Below are 17,780 nucleotides of genomic sequence, written 5' to 3' on the forward strand. Positions count from 1 at the left end.
GCTTCTTCTAAGCCGCCGCAGTTTGAAAATTCCCAACATTCGGGTTAGGAGGCCTTCCGTGAATATTGTGAAGAATGAACTTTTATACGAAGGAAAAGCAAAAAAGATCTACAAAACCGATGACGATAACACGCTGTATGTCGTGTATAAAGACTCCGCTACTGCCTTTAACGGCGAGAAAAAAGCAGAAATCAGCGGAAAAGGGCGCTTAAATAACGAGATTTCAAGCTTGATTTTCAAACATCTTCATGCAAAGGGCATTAACAATCATTTTATCGAGCGCATTTCTGACACAGAACAGCTCATTAAAAAGGTAACGATCGTGCCGCTTGAAGTCGTCGTCAGAAATGTTGTGGCAGGAAGCATGTCCAAACGTCTCGGCATTCCAGAAGGCACGGAACTTGAACAGCCGATTATCGAGTTTTACTACAAAGATGACGCGCTGGGTGATCCGCTCATCACAGAAGATCATATTTGGCTTTTGAAGGCGGCGACTCCTGAGCAGGTAGAAACTATTAAGTCCATTACAAAAACAGTAAATGAAGAGCTTCAAAGCATCTTCGACGATTGTCATGTCAGATTAATAGATTTCAAGCTTGAATTCGGTTTAGATGCAGAAGGGCAAGTGCTTTTGGCGGATGAAATTTCTCCTGACACATGCCGCTTGTGGGATAAAGATACGAACGAAAAGCTGGATAAAGATTTATTCAGACGCAATCTGGGAAGCTTAACCGATGCATACGAAGAGATTTTCAAAAGACTGGGAGGCATTCATCATGTATAAAGTAAAAGTTTATGTCAGCTTAAAAGAAAGTGTACTAGATCCACAAGGGAGCGCTGTCCAGCATGCCTTGCACAGTATGACTTATAACGAAGTTCAAGATGTGCGCATCGGGAAATACATGGAGCTTACCATTGAAAAATCTGACCGTGATCTTGACGTGCTAGTGAAAGAAATGTGCGAAAAACTTCTTGCGAACACAGTGATTGAAGATTACAGATACGAGGTTGAGGAGGTAGTCGCACAGTGAAATTTGCGGTGATTGTGTTACCCGGCTCCAACTGTGATATCGATATGTATCATGCTGTAAAGGATGAGCTCGGCCATGAAGTGGAATACGTCTGGCATGAGGAAACAAGCCTTGACGGCTTCGACGGCGTGTTAATTCCGGGAGGATTTTCTTACGGCGACTACTTAAGATGCGGCGCTATCGCCCGATTTTCGAATATTATGCCAGCTGTCAAACAAGCAGCGGCTGAAGGAAAACCTGTTCTTGGCGTCTGCAACGGATTCCAGATTTTACAGGAGCTTGGCCTTTTGCCAGGCGCAATGAGACGCAACAAAGATTTGAAGTTCATTTGCCGTCCGGTTGAATTAATTGTTCAGAACGACGAAACATTATTCACAGCTTCCTACGAAAAGGGACAATCGATTACAATCCCGGTTGCCCACGGTGAAGGGAATTTCTACTGTGATGACGAGACGCTTGCTTCATTAAAGGAAAACAATCAAATTGCTTTCACATACTGCTCTAATATTAATGGAAGTGTCAGCGACATTGCCGGTGTCGTGAATGAGAAAGGCAATGTATTAGGCATGATGCCTCACCCTGAGCGCGCGGTCGATGAACTGCTTGGAAGCGCCGACGGTCTTAAATTGTTCCAGTCTATCGTGAAAAATTGGAGGGAAACTCATGTCACTACTGCTTGAACCAAGTAAAGAACAAATAAAAGAAGAGAAACTGTATCAGCAAATGGGTGTCAGTGATGATGAGTTTGCATTGATAGAATCCATTCTTGGAAGATTGCCGAACTACACAGAAATCGGAATTTTTTCTGTCATGTGGTCTGAGCATTGCAGCTACAAAAACTCAAAGCCGATTCTGCGTAAATTCCCGACAAGCGGCGAGCGTGTGCTGCAGGGGCCGGGAGAAGGCGCTGGAATCGTTGATATCGGTGATAACCAAGCGGTTGTGTTCAAAATTGAATCACATAACCACCCATCAGCTATCGAGCCTTACCAAGGCGCTGCGACTGGCGTAGGCGGAATTATCCGTGATGTATTCTCAATGGGTGCACGTCCAATCGCTGTATTGAACTCTCTTCGATTTGGTGAACTGACTTCACCCCGCGTGAAGTACTTGTTTGAAGAAGTAGTAGCGGGTATCGCCGGATACGGCAACTGTATCGGCATTCCTACAGTCGGCGGAGAAGTGCAGTTTGACAGCAGCTATGAAGGAAATCCGCTCGTCAACGCAATGTGCGTCGGTTTAATCAACCATGAAGACATCAAAAAAGGCCAGGCAAAGGGTGTCGGCAACACAGTAATGTACGTAGGAGCGAAAACAGGGCGTGACGGCATCCACGGCGCTACGTTTGCTTCTGAAGAAATGTCAGACTCGTCTGAAGAAAAGCGTTCTGCTGTCCAAGTCGGCGATCCGTTTATGGAGAAGCTTTTGCTTGAAGCATGTCTGGAAGTCATCCAATGCGACGCCTTAGTCGGCATTCAGGATATGGGAGCTGCCGGTTTAACAAGCTCAAGTGCAGAAATGGCAAGTAAAGCCGGTTCTGGCATTGAAATGAACCTTGACCTGATTCCTCAGCGCGAAACAGGCATGACCGCGTATGAAATGATGCTTTCTGAATCACAAGAACGGATGCTTTTGGTTATTGAGCGCGGACGTGAGCAGGAAATCATCGATATTTTTGACAAGTACGATCTTGAAGCGGTTTCTGTCGGACATGTGACAGATGATAAAATGCTTCGCCTGACACACAAAGGAGAGGTTGTGTGCGAGCTGCCTGTTGATGCCTTGGCAGAAGAAGCACCGGTTTACCATAAGCCTTCTCAAGAGCCTGCTTACTATCGCGAGTTTTTGGAAACGGACGTTCCGGCTCCGCAAATTGAAGATGCGAATGAAACGCTGAAGGCCCTTCTTCAGCAGCCGACGATTGCGAGCAAAGAGTGGGTTTACGACCAGTATGACTACATGGTGCGCACGAATACAGTTGTCGCTCCTGGGTCTGATGCTGGTGTTCTCAGAATCCGCGGAACGAAAAAGGCGCTGGCGATGACGACAGACTGTAACGCGCGTTATCTCTATCTTGATCCTGAAGTCGGCGGGAAAATTGCTGTCGCTGAAGCAGCGCGCAACATCATTTGCTCAGGCGCAGAACCGCTTGCGGTCACAGATAACCTTAACTTCGGAAACCCTGAGAAGCCGGAAATCTTCTGGCAGATTGAAAAAGCGGCAGACGGCATAAGCGAAGCGTGCAATGTTCTCAGCACACCGGTTATCGGCGGTAACGTATCGCTTTATAACGAATCAAACGGCACGGCGATCTATCCGACACCTGTTATCGGCATGGTCGGCTTAATTGAAGATACAGCACACATTACAACACAGCATTTCAAACAAGCGGGAGATCTCGTATATGTGATCGGCGAAACAAAACCAGAGTTTGCCGGAAGCGAGCTGCAAAAAATGACAGAAGGCCGTATTTACGGCAAAGCGCCGCAAATCGATCTTGATGTAGAGCTGTCTCGTCAAAAAGCACTGCTTGACGCGATTAAAAAAGGCTTCGTTCAATCTGCGCATGATGTGTCTGAAGGCGGCTTAGGCGTAGCGATTGCGGAAAGTGTCATGACGACGGAAAACCTTGGCGCTATTGTGACTGTAGAAGGGGAAGCGGCATTATTATTCTCTGAATCTCAATCCCGCTTCGTCGTTTCAGTGAAAAAAGAACATCAAGCAGCGTTTGAAGCAGCTGTGAAAGATGCGGTTCATATTGGTGAGGTAACGGCTGACGGAATTCTGGCGATTCAAAACCAAGACGGACAACAAATGATTCATGCGCAAACGAAAGAGCTTGAACGCGTATGGAAAGGAGCTATCCCATGCTTGCTGAAATCAAAGGCTTAAATGAAGAATGCGGCGTTTTTGGGATTTGGGGACATGAAGAAGCCCCGCAGATCACGTATTACGGTCTCCACAGCCTTCAGCACCGAGGACAGGAGGGGGCGGGCATCGTAGCGACTGACGGTGAAAAGCTGACGGCTCACAAAGGCCAAGGGCTGATCACTGAAGTATTTCAAAATGGCGAACTCAGCAAAGTAAAGGGAAAAGGCGCTATCGGGCACGTTCGGTACGCAACGGCTGGAGGCGGCGGATACGAAAATGTTCAGCCGCTCCTCTTCCGTTCCCAAAACAACGGCAGCCTGGCGCTTGCTCATAACGGAAATCTTGTCAACGCCACTCAGCTGAAGCAGCAGCTCGAAAATCAAGGGAGCATCTTTCAAACCTCTTCGGATACAGAGGTTTTGGCTCACCTGATCAAAAGAAGCGGACACTTCACGCTGAAGGATCAAATTAAAAACTCGCTTTCTATGCTGAAAGGGGCCTACGCGTTCCTGATCATGACCGAAACAGAAATGATTGTCGCGCTTGATCCGAACGGGCTGAGACCGCTATCCATCGGCATGATGGGCGACGCTTATGTGGTCGCATCAGAAACATGCGCATTTGACGTCGTCGGCGCAACGTACCTTCGCGAGGTAGAGCCGGGGGAAATGCTGATCATTAATGATGAAGGCATGAAATCAGAGCGTTTTTCCATGAATATCAACCGTTCCATTTGCAGCATGGAGTACATTTATTTCTCCAGACCAGACAGTAATATTGACGGTATTAATGTGCACAGTGCCCGTAAAAACCTTGGAAAAATGCTGGCTCAGGAATCCGCAGTTGAAGCTGACGTCGTAACCGGGGTTCCGGATTCCAGTATTTCTGCGGCGATCGGCTATGCAGAGGCAACAGGCATTCCGTATGAGCTTGGCTTAATCAAAAACCGCTATGTCGGCAGAACATTTATTCAGCCGTCCCAAGCTCTGCGTGAGCAAGGCGTCAGAATGAAGCTGTCTGCGGTGCGCGGGGTTGTAGAAGGCAAACGCGTCGTGATGGTGGATGACTCTATCGTACGCGGAACAACTAGCCGCCGGATTGTGACGATGCTTAGAGAAGCAGGTGCGACAGAGGTGCATGTGAAAATCAGTTCACCGCCGATCGCTCATCCGTGCTTTTACGGCATTGATACTTCCACACATGAAGAATTAATCGCGTCTTCGCATTCTGTTGAAGAAATCCGTCAGGAAATCGGAGCCGATACCCTCTCATTTTTGAGTGTGGAAGGGCTGCTGAAAGGCATCGGCAGAAAATACGATGACTCGAATTGCGGACAGTGTCTCGCTTGCTTTACAGGAAAATATCCGACTGAAATTTACCAGGATACAGTGCTTCCTCACGTAAAAGAAGCAGTATTAACCAAATAAAACTTGAAAAATGACATAAAGGCAGCGCAGTTCGGCTGCCTTTCTCTTTCTGCCCTCGTTCGGGGAGATATTTTGAAAAGCGCCTTAAAGGAGTGAATAGGATGTCTGAAGCATATAAAAACGCAGGAGTTGACATCGAAGCCGGATATGAAGCTGTAAAACGAATGAAAAAACACGTGGAGCGCACGAAACGGCTTGGCGTTATGGGCAGCCTTGGCGGTTTTGGCGGCATGTTTGACCTGTCTGAGCTTTCTTATCAAAAACCAGTTCTCATTTCGGGAACGGACGGTGTCGGCACAAAATTAAAGCTCGCTTTTTCCATGGATAAACATGACACGATTGGCGTGGATGCTGTTGCAATGTGTGTCAATGACGTGCTGGCACAAGGTGCAGAGCCGCTGTTTTTCCTCGATTATTTAGCGGTCGGCAAAGCGGACCCAGTGAAAATTGAACAGATTGTACAAGGTGTTGCGGAAGGCTGTGAGCAATCAGGTTCAGCCTTAGTCGGCGGTGAAACGGCTGAAATGCCGGGACTCTATACAGCTGATGAATACGATATTGCCGGTTTCTCAGTCGGAGTGGCAGAAAAGGACGAAATCGTGACTGGAGAAAATATCGAAGAGGGCCATCTGTTGATCGGCCTCAGCTCCAGCGGCCTTCACAGCAACGGCTTTTCCCTTGTCAGAAAAGTGCTTCTGGATGATGCGGAGCTGGACCTCGATACAACATATGAGCCGTTTGAACGCCCGCTTGGCGAGGAATTGCTTGAACCGACGAGGATTTACGTGAAGCCTGTGCTTGCCGCGGTCAAAAGCGGAAAAATCGACGGCATGGCGCACGTGACAGGCGGAGGATTTATTGAAAATATTCCGCGTATGCTTCCGGAAGGCTTAAGTGCGGAAATTGATCATGGCTCATGGCCGATCCCGCCGATTTTCTCTTTCTTGCAAGAGTACGGCCAGCTAAAGGAAGAAGACATGTTCAACGTCTTTAATATGGGTATCGGTTTTGTTTTGGCTGTCAAAGAAGAGCATCTGACAGATGTGATCGGAACGCTTGAAAGCCATGGCGAAAAAGCCTATTTAATCGGGCGCGTGAAAAAAGGTGAAGGCGTCACATTCGGCGGTGCGGCACTTTCATGAAAAAGTTTGCGGTATTTGCATCAGGAAACGGTTCAAACTTCGAAGCCATCGTTACGCGTTTGAAGGAGGAGAACTGGGATGCGTCAGCAGCGCTACTCGTTTGCGACAAACCGCAGGCGAAAGTCATCGAACGGGCGGAAGCATTCCATATTCCTTCCTTTGCATTTGAGCCGAAGTCTTATGAAAACAAGGCTGCATTTGAACAAGCCGTCATTGAACAGCTTCGTCTTCACGAGGTTGAATTGATTGTTCTTGCGGGCTATATGAGGCTGATCGGTGATACGCTCCTTCAAGCATATGGAGGAAAAATCATTAACATTCACCCGTCGCTACTTCCGGCGTTTCCTGGAATCGACGCAGTCGGACAGGCATACCGGGCGGGTGTGAAGGTGGCCGGAATCACCGTGCATTATGTCGATGAAGGAATGGATACAGGTCCGATCATCGCTCAAAAGGCAATCGAAATTGATGAACATGATACATTGGAAACAATCGAACAGCGGATTCACAAGCTTGAGCATAAATGGTATCCGAGTGTGATTAAACAGCTATTAGGATTAAATAACAGAGGTGAAAAGGCATGACAATTAAACGTGCGTTAATCAGTGTTTCAGATAAAACAAATCTCGTTCCTTTCGTAAAAGAATTGACAGAGCTTGGCGTTGAAGTCATCTCCACAGGCGGAACGAAAAAGCTTCTTCAAGAAAATGGTGTGGATGTGATCGGAATTTCTGAAGTGACAGGCTTTCCTGAAATTATGGACGGCCGGTTAAAAACACTTCACCCGAATATTCACGGCGGCCTTCTGGCGGTTCGCGGCAATGAAGAGCATATGGCGCAGATCAATGAACACGGGATTCAGCCGATTGACCTCGTTGTCGTCAACCTCTATCCATTTAAAGAAACGATTTCTAAAGAAGACGTCACGTATGAAGAAGCGATCGAAAATATCGACATCGGCGGACCAGGCATGCTGCGTGCGGCATCAAAGAACCATCAGGATGTCACGGTTATTGTCGATCCGGCCGATTACAGCCCAGTGCTGAATCAAATCAAAGAAGAAGGCAGCGTATCTCTTCAGAAAAAACGCGAACTCGCGGCAAAAGTATTCCGTCATACGGCGGCATATGATGCACTGATCGCTGACTATCTGACAAATGTTGTCGGTGAAAAAGAACCAGAGCAATTCACTGTGACATTTGAGAAAAAACAATCGCTTCGCTATGGAGAAAACCCGCATCAGGAAGCAACTTTCTATCAAACAGCTCTTCCTGTCAAAGGCTCCATTGCGCAAGCAGAACAGCTTCACGGAAAAGAGCTTTCTTACAACAACATTAAAGACGCGGATGCGGCAGTTCAAATCGTTCGTGAATTCACTGAACCGGCTGCTGTTGCTGTAAAGCATATGAATCCGTGCGGCGTAGGAACAGGAAAAACGATCGCAGAAGCGTTTGACAGAGCGTTTGAAGCGGATAAAACATCTATCTTCGGCGGCATTATCGCGCTGAACCGTGAAGTGGACAAGGCAACTGCCGAAGCGCTTCATAACATTTTCTTAGAAATCATCATTGCGCCTTCATTCAGCCAAGAAGCGCTCGACGTCCTGACTGCGAAGAAAAATCTCCGTCTGCTGACGCTTGACGTATCCGTCGCTGTTCAAAAGGAAAAACAGCTGACATCTGTTCAAGGCGGGCTGCTGATTCAAGATTTAGATATGCACGGCTTCGATGATGCTGAGATTAGCATTCCGACAAAAAGAGAGCCGAACGAGCAAGAGTGGGAAGACTTGAAGCTTGCTTGGAAAGTCGTGAAGCATGTGAAATCAAATGCGATTGTTCTCGCGAAGGACAACATGACAGTCGGCGTGGGAGCAGGCCAAATGAACCGCGTCGGATCGGCAAAAATCGCCATCGAGCAAGCAGGGGAAAAAGCGAAGGGCAGCGCGCTCGGTTCGGATGCATATTTCCCAATGCCAGATACTGTCGAAGAAGCGGCAAAAGCGGGCGTTACAGCCATCATTCAGCCAGGCGGATCGATCCGTGATGAGGATTCCATCAAAAAAGCGGATGAATACGGCATTGCCATGGTATTCACCGGCATCAGACACTTCAAACATTAAGGGGATGAAAACGACGTGAATGTATTAATTATCGGTAAAGGCGGAAGAGAACATACGCTGGCGTGGAAGGCAGCGCAAAGCAGCCTCGTAGAGAATGTATTTGCCGCTCCCGGAAATGACGGCATGGAAGCTTCCGCACAGCTTGTAAACATTGAGGAAAGCGACCACGCAGGGCTTGTCTCGTTTGCAAAAGAAAACCAGGTCGGCCTGACCATTGTCGGCCCTGAGGTTCCTTTAATTGAAGGTCTGGTGGATCAATTTGAAAAAGCGGGTCTGCGCGTGTTCGGCCCGTCAAAAGCCGCGGCGATCATCGAAGGAAGCAAACAGTTCGCTAAGGATTTAATGAAGAAATACGACATTCCGACCGCAGAATACGACACGTTTACATCCTTTGAAGAGGCGAAGGCATATGTGCAGGAAAAAGGTGCTCCGATTGTGATAAAAGCAGATGGACTTGCAGCTGGAAAAGGCGTTACTGTGGCTATGACAGAGGAAGAAGCAATTGCATGTCTGCATGACTTTCTTGAAGATGAAAAGTTCGGTGATGCGAGCGCGTCCGTTGTCATTGAAGAATATCTTTCTGGTGAAGAATTTTCTCTGATGGCCTTTGTCAAAGGGGAAAAGGTGTATCCGATGGTGATTGCCCAGGATCACAAGCGTGCGTTTGACGGAGACAAAGGCCCGAATACGGGCGGAATGGGCGCTTACTCTCCAGTTCCGCAAATTTCGGAAGAAACGGTCCGCCATGCTGTAGAAACCATCGTTAAGCCGGCCGCAAAAGCAATGGTACAAGAAGGCCGTTCCTTCACTGGCGTTTTGTACGCTGGATTGATGCTTACTGAAAATGGCTCGAAGGTCATCGAATTTAATGCCCGTTTCGGCGATCCGGAAACACAGGTCGTGCTTCCGCGCATGGAATCTGATCTGGTACAGGTGCTTCTTGATCTTTTAGATGATAAGGAAGTTGACTTAAGATGGAAGGATACCGCGGCAGTGAGTGTTGTGCTTGCTTCAGAAGGGTATCCGGAAAGCTACGCAAAAGGCACGCCGATCGGCAGCCTTGCAGTAGAAACTGAGCAGGTCGTGGTCTTCCATGCCGGAACGAAAGCAGAAGGCGGAGAGTTCGTTACAAACGGGGGGCGCGTCGCCAATGTGACAGCTTTTGATGAATCGTTTGAAGCGGCTAGAGACCGAGTGTACAAAGCGGTTGATGAAATATTCAAACCGGGACTCTTTTTCAGAAAAGACATTGGGGCACGCGCTTTAAAGGCTGCCCAAAAATAAGTGAGGAAAACCCGCAGATTAGCTGCGGGTTTTTTTGTTATCAAAAAGCGGGATGGCAGCTGGAAGAAGAAAGCACAACGAGCGTGGTTGGTTTTCCATGGGCCATCGAGGCGTCAATAAAATCCTCAAGCGTATGTACCGATTCAGTCACGACCTTTGTCACATAGCTGTACATACCCGTGATGCGGTGGTTTTCTGCTACATCAGGGTGCGATGTTGCAAAGGCGGCGTAGTGCTTGCAGCTTTTTGGCTCCATGAGAATAAAAGCGGTGACATGCTTGTTTAGTTTTTCGTAACAGATATTCGCGCTGTAGCCGGTAATCACTCCTTTGTCTTCAAGCTTCCTGACACGCTCCGCCGCGCTTGGCGAACTGAGTCCGACAAGCTTTCCCAGCTCAACCATCGTTAATCTGCCGTTTCGCTGCAAATGCGAGAGAATCTGAAGGTCTGTATCGTCCATTTGTCTGACTCCTTTACATATTTAGGCGAATGAATGAAAATTCCTTTGATCGTAAGGTAATGCTGTTGATTTACCTTCATTGTAGCATATGGATGCCGTCTTATTTTTTCTATAATAAAGTCATCAACGGGAGAGGAGGCATCATGTTGCCAGAATTACAGCGCTCTATTACTTGGATGCAAGGAACGGCGTTAACGATTGGAGCGGTTTTAGGATGCGGGATATTAATCCTGCCGTCTGTTACCGCGGATACGGCCGGTCCGGCTTCTTTATTTATCTGGGTATTCATGTCTTTTTTATCTTTTCTTCTCGTCGGCACGCTGGCACGGCTTGTGAAAATCGCGCCCAGCGCGGGAGGAATCACGGCTTATGTGCAGCTGGCTTTTCAGCAAAAAGCCGGAGCGATTTTGGGCTGGATCATGTTAGGGTCTGTGCCGATAGGCGTTCCTGTCATCGCTTTGACTGGCACGCATTACGTCAGTTACGTCACAGAGGCGGCGGATTGGCAGATTACATTGATTGCTGGTTGTATGCTGGCTATATCTATTTTGCTTCATATGAGAGGAATTCAACTATCTGCAAACATCAGTACACTCGTTATTTTCGTCATCGTATTTCTGCTTGTCACTTCTATTGCTGTGTCATTGCCACACGTCACGATAGCAGAATTCAAGCCGTTTCTTCCGCATGGCTGGTCTGCCGCGGGATCTGTTTCAGTTATGATTTTTTTCTCTTTTGTAGGCTGGGAAATGATTACCCCGTTGGCTGAGGAATTTCATCGCCCTGAAAAAGATGTCCCGCTCAGCTTGTTTTTGGCAGCGTCTTGTGTGGCAGGGCTGTATATCATGCTGTCATTTGTGACGGTGGGAACTCATTCATACGGTGAGAATGGAGAAATTGCATCGCTTGCCATGCTCATCTCAAAAGGAGCAGGGGAAAGCGGTGTATATGTCACGGTATGTTTAGCGCTGTTTATTACATTCGCCACCATTCATGCCAATATTGCTGGTTTTTCCAGAATGGTGTACGCATTGGCGAGGGAGGGGCACATTCCCGTATATTTTGGAAAACTGAATGCGACAAAACGTACGCCTATTCGCGTTTTGACAGCGATGACTGCAGTGTTTGGTTTAGTGCTTGCAGCGCATGGCGTGTTTCAAATCGATTTGACAACTCTGTTGAAAGGGCCGAGCGCAGCTTTCATCGCATCTTACATATGTACAATGGCGGCAGCACTGAAACTCCTGAGCTGGAGAGATTTAGGCTGGTGGATGGCGCTCGGAGCGTTTGTGGCGTGCACAGTGATTTACTCATTCAGCGGCTGGGCACTTCTTTATCCGGCAGTGCTGGCAGCTGCAGGATATTTCTATATGAAAACAAAGGGAGGGCATAAAAAAAAGCTTGATCATGTTTTGTGATCAAGCTTTTCCATTTATCCGTTTTGATGCTCGTTATTTCCAGAATCGCTATTTTGAAACATGTAGGTCACAGGGCAGAATCGAAGGATTCCCGAACCCGCTTTCATGGCCCCCATAAAGATGTAAAAGAGATGCATTCTGCACCAAGGTTTTTTCGTAAACTTTGCGCTGGCGGCTGACATAATCGTCAATCCGCAGGCGATTCTGAACACGGCATTGATGAGACTGATGTTTGGCTTCAAGGAAATCCGCTCCTTTTACTTAAAAAAGTTTTTTAATCGAACCTTCAAAAATTTGTAACGTTTTTATCGTGCGTGATGAGGAAGGATGTGATACCATGAGTCTAATACATGTAAAGGAGAGTATGTGAATGTCCGAACGCACCTTTAACTGGAAAAACAAAGACATCAGGGCACAGGTTGATGTTGTAGACTCAAAGCTGCTTCCAACGCTCCTTTTACGGAATGCTCTCGTCTTAAATCCATATGTAAAACAATGGCTGAAAAAAAACATTTGGATTTATCAGGACCGCATTGTTTATGTGGGTCATGAACTTCCGAATAGAGCCGAAGAAATTCATACAATTGATTGTGAAGGAAAATACATTGTGCCAGGTTATATTGAACCGCACGCACATCCTTTTCAAATATATAATCCCCAAACACTGGCGGAATATGTGTCTCAATACGGAACAACGACATTCGTGAATGATAACTTATTTTTGCTTTTGCAAAGCGGAAAAAAGAAAGCGCTTACGATTTTGAATGAACTCAAAAAACAGCCTGTCCAGTATTTTTGGTGGTCACGCTATGACCTCCAGACCGAGGTTTTGAACGAGGACCACGTCCTTCCGTTTGACGTCAGAAAACAGTGGATTGAACATCCGGATGTGATTCAAGGCGGAGAAATGACCGGATGGCCTCGCTTGGTAGATGGTGATGATTTAATGCTCCACTGCATGCAAGCTACAAAGAAACAGCGAAAACGCATTGAAGGGCATTTTCCCGGCGCTTCTGATAAAACGCTTACAAAAATGAAGCTGTTCGGTGCGGATTGTGATCATGAAGCGATGACAGGTGATGAAGTGATGAGAAGGCTGGAACTGGGCTATTATGTTTCCCTTCGGAACTCTTCCATTCGCCCCGATGTAAGAAAAATCTTGCAAGAACTGCATGAGAAGGGCTTCCGCTATTATGACCACTTCTTTTACACGACAGATGGCGCAACCCCGAATTTCTATAAAGGCGGCATGACAAACGAGCTGATTCGTATCGCGTTAGAAGAAGGCGTACCTGCAATCGATGCCTACAATATGGCATCATTTAATATCGCAAAGTATTACCAAATGGATGACTATTTAGGAGTTATCGGACCGGGTAGACTGGCATCGCTGAACATACTGGAAGATCCGTTAAATCCGAATCCAGTGACTGTTCTGTCAAAAGGGACCATTCTGCGTGAAGACGGCTGTGATTTGAAGGCGTTTACAAAGACGGACTGGCACAAAGGCGGTCTTGTCCCGCTTGAGCTTTCATATGATATGACGATGGATGACTTGCAGTTTTCTATGCCGATGGGCGTGAAAATGCGGAATGCGGTTATTATGGAGCCGTATATGATTGAGATCGACAATTCGATGGAACAGCTCTCGTTTGACCATGATGAAAGTTATTTGACGATGCTCGACAGACACGGGAAATGGCGCGTCAATACGATGATAAAAGGGTTTGCCTCAAGCGTGCAGGGATTTGTAAGCTCCTTTACGACGACGGGCGACATTGTCGCGATTGGAAAAAATAAAGCGGATATGCTGCTCGCTTTTGCCCGCATGAAAGAAATCGGAGGAGGAATTGTTTTAGCGGAGAATGGAAACATTCTGCATGAAATCCCGCTTGCGCTGTGCGGCTGCGCCTCTTCGGAAGCGTATGAAGACGTGCTTGAGAAGGAACAAAAGCTGAGAGATCTTTTGACTGAAAGAGGCTATGAGTTTTGCGATCCTATCTATACGCTGCTCTTTTTGCAAAGTACGCACCTTCCGTATATACGCATTACGCCAAGAGGAATCTTCGACGTCATGAAAAAAACTGTACTCTTTCCATCGATAATGCGTTAAAATATAAAAGAGCAGGGAGCCGACATATGAAAAAATGGATGACAGTTTGCGCGCTGTGTTTCGTGTTTTTTCTGCTGGTATCCTGCCAGCAGAAGGATGCTGTCCCGGATACTGCAAAGAAGCTGAAAGCTCCTTTAACGGGGCTAAAGACTGAACAGAAGGTGACTGAACGCCGGCCTGTTGCTGTTGTGGTGAACAATCACCCGAAGGCGAGGCCGCAGTCGGGTCTGTCCAAAGCCGACATTGTCATAGAAGCGCTAGCCGAAGGGCAAATCACAAGATTTCTGGCCATTTTCCAAAGCCAGATGCCTGAAACTGTCGGACCTGTGCGGAGCGCGCGGGAATATTTCGTCACTCTCAGCAATGGCTTTGACAGCATATTTGTCCATCACGGCTGGAGTCCCGGCGCCAAAGAGCAGCTGGAATCCGGAGCTGCCGATTATATGAACGGATTGGATTTTGACGGAAGCTTATTTTGGAGAGCTGATTTCAGCAAACCGCCCCACAATTCCTATACGTCTTATGATTACATAAAAAAGGCGGCAGAACAAAAGGGTTATAAGCTGAAGCAGGAAACAAATCCGCTGCTGTTTCAAACATCAGATGCAAAACCTGCAAATGAATCTTACAATGTTCGGGTAGATTATGGAACAAATAACGTTACAAATCTTGTCGAATACAACTATGATAAAAAAGCTGAATCTTATACAAGAAGCTCTGATGGTGTCATAACGACAGACCGGGAAACCGGAAAGCCGGTTGCAATGCAAAATATTTTCATTGTTGAAGCCAGCCATCATATTATTGATCAAGATGGAAGGCGGGACATCGACTTGGAATCAGGAGGAAAAGGTCTGTTGTTTCAGCACGGAAACGTCATTGAAACAGACTGGAAACAAGTGAATGGCAGAATTGTGCCGGTAAAAGACGGCAAGTGGCTTCCGTTTGTGCCAGGAAAGACTTGGATCAATATCGTACCTGATCTTGATGCGGCTTCCATTAGTAAAGGAGAAGGTGTGTAACGATGCAAATCGATAAATTACGCGGCAAAGAGCTGGACCAGTTATTTAACTCGATCTTATCGCTGAAAGACCTGGAGGAATGTTACCGATTCTTCGATGATCTATGCACAATTAACGAAATTCAATCGCTGGCTCAGCGCCTTGAAGTGGCGCGCATGCTTCGCGAAGGAAACACGTATCATAAGATTGAAACAGAAACAGGCGCTTCCACGGCTACGATTTCCCGTGTGAAACGCTGCTTAAATTACGGGAATGACGCTTATGAAATGGCGCTTGACCGTGTGAAAGAGACGGAAACTGAGTCTTCTTCAAAATAATAAACAACCGCCCTGCCGTTCGGCAAGGGCGGTTTCTTTATGAAACAAATTGGTGAATCAGGTTGTCGATATCGATGATACTGCCATCCTCTTTCCGATAGACAACATGCTCCTTGGAAAAATGAATCGGCGAATTGATCCCTGCTGCAGCTGCAAGATTAAACAGCCCCTCGCGCAGGGAAATGACGTAGTTGCAGACACGATGCTGTTTTTCCTCAACGCTCAATGCTTTTTGCAATTTCGGATCTGTCGTCGCCACACCTGCCGGACAGGTGTTGGTGTGGCAGACGAGAGCGCGGATGCAGCCAACGGAAAACATCATGCCGCGTGCGATGTTGACAAAGTCAGCGCCGAGGGCTAAGGCGACCGCGATTTTATCAGGAGTCAGGAGCTTTCCGGAAGCAAAGATTTTCAGCTGGCTGCGCAAGCCGTACTGTTTAAGAAGTGTATCAACAATAGGCAGCGCTGTCATAATTGGAAGGCCGACTGTATCCGCGAGCTCGTAAAAGGAAGCTCCGGTACCGCCTTCACTTCCGTCGATCGTGATAAAATCCGGATGCTTTCCGCTTTTCTGCATATAAGAGAAAAGCTCATGCAATTCTTCAGGATGCCCTGCGACCAGTTTGATGCCGACTGGCTTTTGTCCGACATCTCTAAGTTTTTCAATAAAGTCGAGCATTTCAGGAGGGTTTGAGAATTCATAAAAGCGGTTCGGGCTGTCAATCGACTTTCCAGGTTCGACATTCCGAATATCTGCCACTTCCTCTGATACTTTGGCGCCGTCCACATGGCCGCCGCGGGTTTTCGCTCCTTGTGCCAGCTTTAGCTCAAACGCTTTAATTTGGTCAATCCTGCTTTTTCTTTTAAATTCCTCCCATGAAAATTCCCCGTTTCTTTTGCGCACGCCGAATAGGCCCGGCCCGATTTGGCAAATGATATCGGCGCCGCCCTTTAAGTGATACTCAGACAATCCTCCCTCACCTGTATTCATCCAGGTGCCGCCTGCCTGATGGAGCCCTTTTGAGAGCGCCGTAACAGCCCGTTCTCCAAGAGAACCGTAGCTCATGGCAGACTGGCCGACTAATCCCTTCACATAAAATGGCTTCTCGCATGTATGCTCGCCAATCACCTGTACATCATCAGGATGGAGAAAATACGGGTCTGCCTTGATATGTTCGGCATGCTCCTTGCGTTTGAACAGATTGTCAGCATCCATTTTATAGATTTGGGTATCAATTTTTGGCGTTTGATTTACGTGCATTTCTTCCCTTTGTTTTGGAAACATAGCGTTACGGATATAATAGCCAGGTTTATCAAAATCTCTTACAGATCCAAAGCCCATCATTCTGCTTTTGTATTTGCCGGAGATGACGGTTTGCTCATATTCCTTTCGTGAAAAAGGCTGCTCCTCATTGTCATTGCTGTATAAATACTGTCTGAGCTCCGGCCCGATTTTTTCAAGGATATACCGAAACCTTCCGATGACGGGATAGTTGCGAAGAATTGAGTGCTCCTGCTGTTTTTCATCCTTTATGTAGATCCAGGCAAACAAGACGATCGGGATAGCGATGATCCCAATGATAAATGCGATGAGTGCTATTATGATGGTTTCCATCTCTCAGCCTCCCTTTTTATGTAACCATTTCCACAGTTGAACACTTTCCAAACAATAGCAGAAGGAATCTGGTGAAAAATGTGTGCTTCTGCCGATACAGGACTCACCATGCAGGTACTGCCATATGCTCTCTTTTTTTATGAAAATAGAATCAAAACACCTTTTTCAGTGAATAACGAGATTAACGGCTTTTTCCGTTTTTCCGCGCTATGTGAATTTGTTATAATGTTTAAATGGTAACAAACGAATGGAGGAACGTATGACGTGTACGATGTAACAGAGTGGAAGCATGTCTTTAAACTCGATCCAAATAAAGATTTGCCTGACGAACAGCTGGAGATTCTTTGCGAATCAGGAACGGATGCGGTCATTATCGGAGGCAGTGATGGTGTGACAGAGGATAATGTCCTGCGGATGATGTCTAAGGTAAGACGGTTTTTGGTGCCGTGTGTCCTTGAGGTATCAGCGATTGAAGCAATCGTTCCCGGCTTTGACTTATATTTTATTCCGAGTGTATTAAACAGCAAAAACGCGGATTGGATTGTCGGAATGCACCAGAAAGCCATGAAGGAATACGGAGAACTGATGTCTATGGAAGAAATCGTGGCGGAGGGCTACTGCATCGCAAATCCAGATTGCAAAGCCGCGGCACTGACTGAAGCGGACGCCGATCTGAATATGGATGATATTGTCGCCTATGCGCGTGTGTCGGAGCTGCTGCAACTGCCGATTTTTTATTTAGAATACAGCGGCGTGCTTGGAGACATAGAAGCTGTCAAGAAAACGAAGGCTGTATTGGAAACGTCCACCTTGTTTTACGGCGGCGGCATCAAGGATGCGGAAATGGCCAAACAGTATGCAGAGCATGCGGACGTGATCGTTGTAGGCAATGCTGTGTATGAAGATTTTGACAGGGCTTTGAAAACAGTAGCGGCTGTGAAAGGCGAGTAGTAAATTGTAC

17 protein-coding genes are annotated in these 17,780 nt (G+C 47.0%); 14 read left to right on the forward strand and 3 right to left on the reverse strand.

From position 1 onward, the window contains the following. Positions 1 to 58: 58 nt before the first annotated feature. From purC to purD, 9 genes are all read left to right on the forward strand, one after another. Positions 59 to 784 (forward strand): phosphoribosylaminoimidazolesuccinocarboxamide synthase, encoded by a 726-nt coding sequence (gene purC / locus MHH79_RS03550; RefSeq protein ID WP_015382996.1) that lies wholly within the window; start codon positions 59 to 61, stop codon positions 782 to 784. After that, positions 777 to 1,031: a phosphoribosylformylglycinamidine synthase subunit PurS gene (gene purS, locus MHH79_RS03555; RefSeq protein ID WP_003219409.1), complete on the forward strand. Its 255-nt coding sequence runs from the start codon at positions 777 to 779 to the stop codon at positions 1,029 to 1,031. Before purC ends, purS begins: the two co-directional genes overlap by 8 nt. Then, on the forward strand, positions 1,028 to 1,711 hold the full coding sequence (purQ, locus tag MHH79_RS03560) for a phosphoribosylformylglycinamidine synthase subunit PurQ (protein ID WP_063335614.1): 684 nt from the start codon (positions 1,028 to 1,030) through the stop codon (positions 1,709 to 1,711). The genes purS and purQ overlap by 4 nt, the downstream gene beginning before the upstream one ends. Beyond that, entirely contained in the window at positions 1,695 to 3,923 is a 2,229-nt protein-coding gene (purL, locus tag MHH79_RS03565; RefSeq protein ID WP_047182208.1) for a phosphoribosylformylglycinamidine synthase subunit PurL, read from the forward strand. Before purQ ends, purL begins: the two co-directional genes overlap by 17 nt. Beyond that, the gene (purF, locus tag MHH79_RS03570; RefSeq protein WP_003233947.1) at positions 3,899 to 5,329 is read left to right on the forward strand and encodes an amidophosphoribosyltransferase; all 1,431 of its coding nucleotides are present in this window, start codon (positions 3,899 to 3,901) and stop codon (positions 5,327 to 5,329) included. Before purL ends, purF begins: the two co-directional genes overlap by 25 nt. Positions 5,330 to 5,430: 101 nt before the next feature. Next, the gene (gene purM, locus MHH79_RS03575) at positions 5,431 to 6,471 is read left to right on the forward strand and encodes a phosphoribosylformylglycinamidine cyclo-ligase (protein ID WP_021481302.1); all 1,041 of its coding nucleotides are present in this window, start codon (positions 5,431 to 5,433) and stop codon (positions 6,469 to 6,471) included. After that, a complete protein-coding gene (gene purN, locus MHH79_RS03580; RefSeq protein WP_063335616.1) occupies positions 6,468 to 7,055 on the forward strand; it encodes a phosphoribosylglycinamide formyltransferase in 588 nt (195 codons plus the stop codon). The genes purM and purN overlap by 4 nt, the downstream gene beginning before the upstream one ends. Continuing rightward, positions 7,052 to 8,590, forward strand: a complete 1,539-nt coding sequence (gene purH / locus MHH79_RS03585; protein WP_063335617.1) for a bifunctional phosphoribosylaminoimidazolecarboxamide formyltransferase/IMP cyclohydrolase — start codon at positions 7,052 to 7,054, stop codon at positions 8,588 to 8,590. Before purN ends, purH begins: the two co-directional genes overlap by 4 nt. A 15-nt stretch (positions 8,591 to 8,605) precedes the next feature. Further along, a complete protein-coding gene (gene purD / locus MHH79_RS03590; protein WP_100506735.1) occupies positions 8,606 to 9,874 on the forward strand; it encodes a phosphoribosylamine--glycine ligase in 1,269 nt (422 codons plus the stop codon). A 40-nt stretch (positions 9,875 to 9,914) separates the two neighbouring features. On the opposite strand, the gene MHH79_RS03595 is transcribed toward purD, so the two are convergent. Then, positions 9,915 to 10,334 (reverse strand): Lrp/AsnC family transcriptional regulator, encoded by a 420-nt coding sequence (locus MHH79_RS03595; protein WP_015252648.1) that lies wholly within the window; start codon positions 10,332 to 10,334, stop codon positions 9,915 to 9,917. Between the two features lie 143 nt (positions 10,335 to 10,477). Between MHH79_RS03595 and MHH79_RS03600 the strand changes: the two genes are divergently transcribed. After that, positions 10,478 to 11,752 (forward strand): amino acid permease, encoded by a 1,275-nt coding sequence (locus MHH79_RS03600; RefSeq protein ID WP_100506736.1) that lies wholly within the window; start codon positions 10,478 to 10,480, stop codon positions 11,750 to 11,752. Between the two features lie 14 nt (positions 11,753 to 11,766). Here the strand turns inward: MHH79_RS03600 and MHH79_RS03605 are convergent, their stop codons facing one another. After that, positions 11,767 to 11,994 carry a DUF2892 domain-containing protein gene (locus MHH79_RS03605; RefSeq protein WP_063335620.1) on the reverse strand — a complete coding sequence of 76 codons (228 nt, stop codon included), beginning with the start codon at positions 11,992 to 11,994 and terminating at the stop codon, positions 11,767 to 11,769. 128 nt (positions 11,995 to 12,122) lie between these two features. Here MHH79_RS03605 and MHH79_RS03610 point away from each other — a divergent pair, with 128 nt between their 5' ends. From MHH79_RS03610 to MHH79_RS03620, 3 genes are read left to right on the forward strand one after another with little or no spacing between them, the layout of a single operon-like run. Further along, complete coding sequence (locus MHH79_RS03610) at positions 12,123 to 13,865, forward strand: adenine deaminase (protein ID WP_063335621.1); 1,743 nt, start codon at positions 12,123 to 12,125, stop codon at positions 13,863 to 13,865. Between the two features lie 26 nt (positions 13,866 to 13,891). After that, complete coding sequence (locus MHH79_RS03615) at positions 13,892 to 14,887, forward strand: DUF3048 domain-containing protein (RefSeq protein WP_015715446.1); 996 nt, start codon at positions 13,892 to 13,894, stop codon at positions 14,885 to 14,887. 2 nt (positions 14,888 to 14,889) lie between these two features. Further along, on the forward strand, positions 14,890 to 15,204 hold the full coding sequence (locus MHH79_RS03620) for a YerC/YecD family TrpR-related protein (protein WP_003219429.1): 315 nt from the start codon (positions 14,890 to 14,892) through the stop codon (positions 15,202 to 15,204). 37 nt (positions 15,205 to 15,241) lie between these two features. On the opposite strand, the gene MHH79_RS03625 is transcribed toward MHH79_RS03620, so the two are convergent. Then, a complete protein-coding gene (locus MHH79_RS03625; RefSeq protein ID WP_340034990.1) occupies positions 15,242 to 16,819 on the reverse strand; it encodes an FMN-binding glutamate synthase family protein in 1,578 nt (525 codons plus the stop codon). 264 nt (positions 16,820 to 17,083) lie between these two features. On the opposite strand from MHH79_RS03625, the gene MHH79_RS03630 reads away from it, so the two are divergent. Continuing rightward, complete coding sequence (locus MHH79_RS03630) at positions 17,084 to 17,770, forward strand: heptaprenylglyceryl phosphate synthase (RefSeq protein WP_029726604.1); 687 nt, start codon at positions 17,084 to 17,086, stop codon at positions 17,768 to 17,770. The last annotated feature ends 10 nt before the right edge of the window (positions 17,771 to 17,780 follow it).

Source organism: Bacillus sp. FSL K6-0993, from assembly GCF_037977205.1.
Classification (GTDB): Bacteria; Bacillota; Bacilli; order Bacillales; family Bacillaceae; genus Bacillus; species Bacillus subtilis.

Bases quoted from the DNA above. Each gene is read 5' to 3' on its own strand.
- MHH79_RS03595 (WP_015252648.1), bottom strand. From the start codon at position 10,334: ATGGACGATACAGACCTTCAGATTCTCTCGCATTTGCAGCGAAACGGC.
- purL (WP_047182208.1), top strand. From the start codon at position 1,695: ATGTCACTACTGCTTGAACCAAGTAAAGAACAAATAAAAGAAGAGAAA.
- purS (WP_003219409.1), top strand. From the start codon at position 777: ATGTATAAAGTAAAAGTTTATGTCAGCTTAAAAGAAAGTGTACTAGAT.
- MHH79_RS03615 (WP_015715446.1), top strand. From the start codon at position 13,892: ATGAAAAAATGGATGACAGTTTGCGCGCTGTGTTTCGTGTTTTTTCTG.
- purN (WP_063335616.1), top strand. From the start codon at position 6,468: ATGAAAAAGTTTGCGGTATTTGCATCAGGAAACGGTTCAAACTTCGAA.
- purM (WP_021481302.1), top strand. From the start codon at position 5,431: ATGTCTGAAGCATATAAAAACGCAGGAGTTGACATCGAAGCCGGATAT.
- purF (WP_003233947.1), top strand. From the start codon at position 3,899: ATGCTTGCTGAAATCAAAGGCTTAAATGAAGAATGCGGCGTTTTTGGG.
- MHH79_RS03610 (WP_063335621.1), top strand. From the start codon at position 12,123: ATGTCCGAACGCACCTTTAACTGGAAAAACAAAGACATCAGGGCACAG.
- MHH79_RS03620 (WP_003219429.1), top strand. From the start codon at position 14,890: ATGCAAATCGATAAATTACGCGGCAAAGAGCTGGACCAGTTATTTAAC.
- MHH79_RS03625 (WP_340034990.1), bottom strand. From the start codon at position 16,819: ATGGAAACCATCATAATAGCACTCATCGCATTTATCATTGGGATCATC.
- MHH79_RS03600 (WP_100506736.1), top strand. From the start codon at position 10,478: ATGTTGCCAGAATTACAGCGCTCTATTACTTGGATGCAAGGAACGGCG.
- purH (WP_063335617.1), top strand. From the start codon at position 7,052: ATGACAATTAAACGTGCGTTAATCAGTGTTTCAGATAAAACAAATCTC.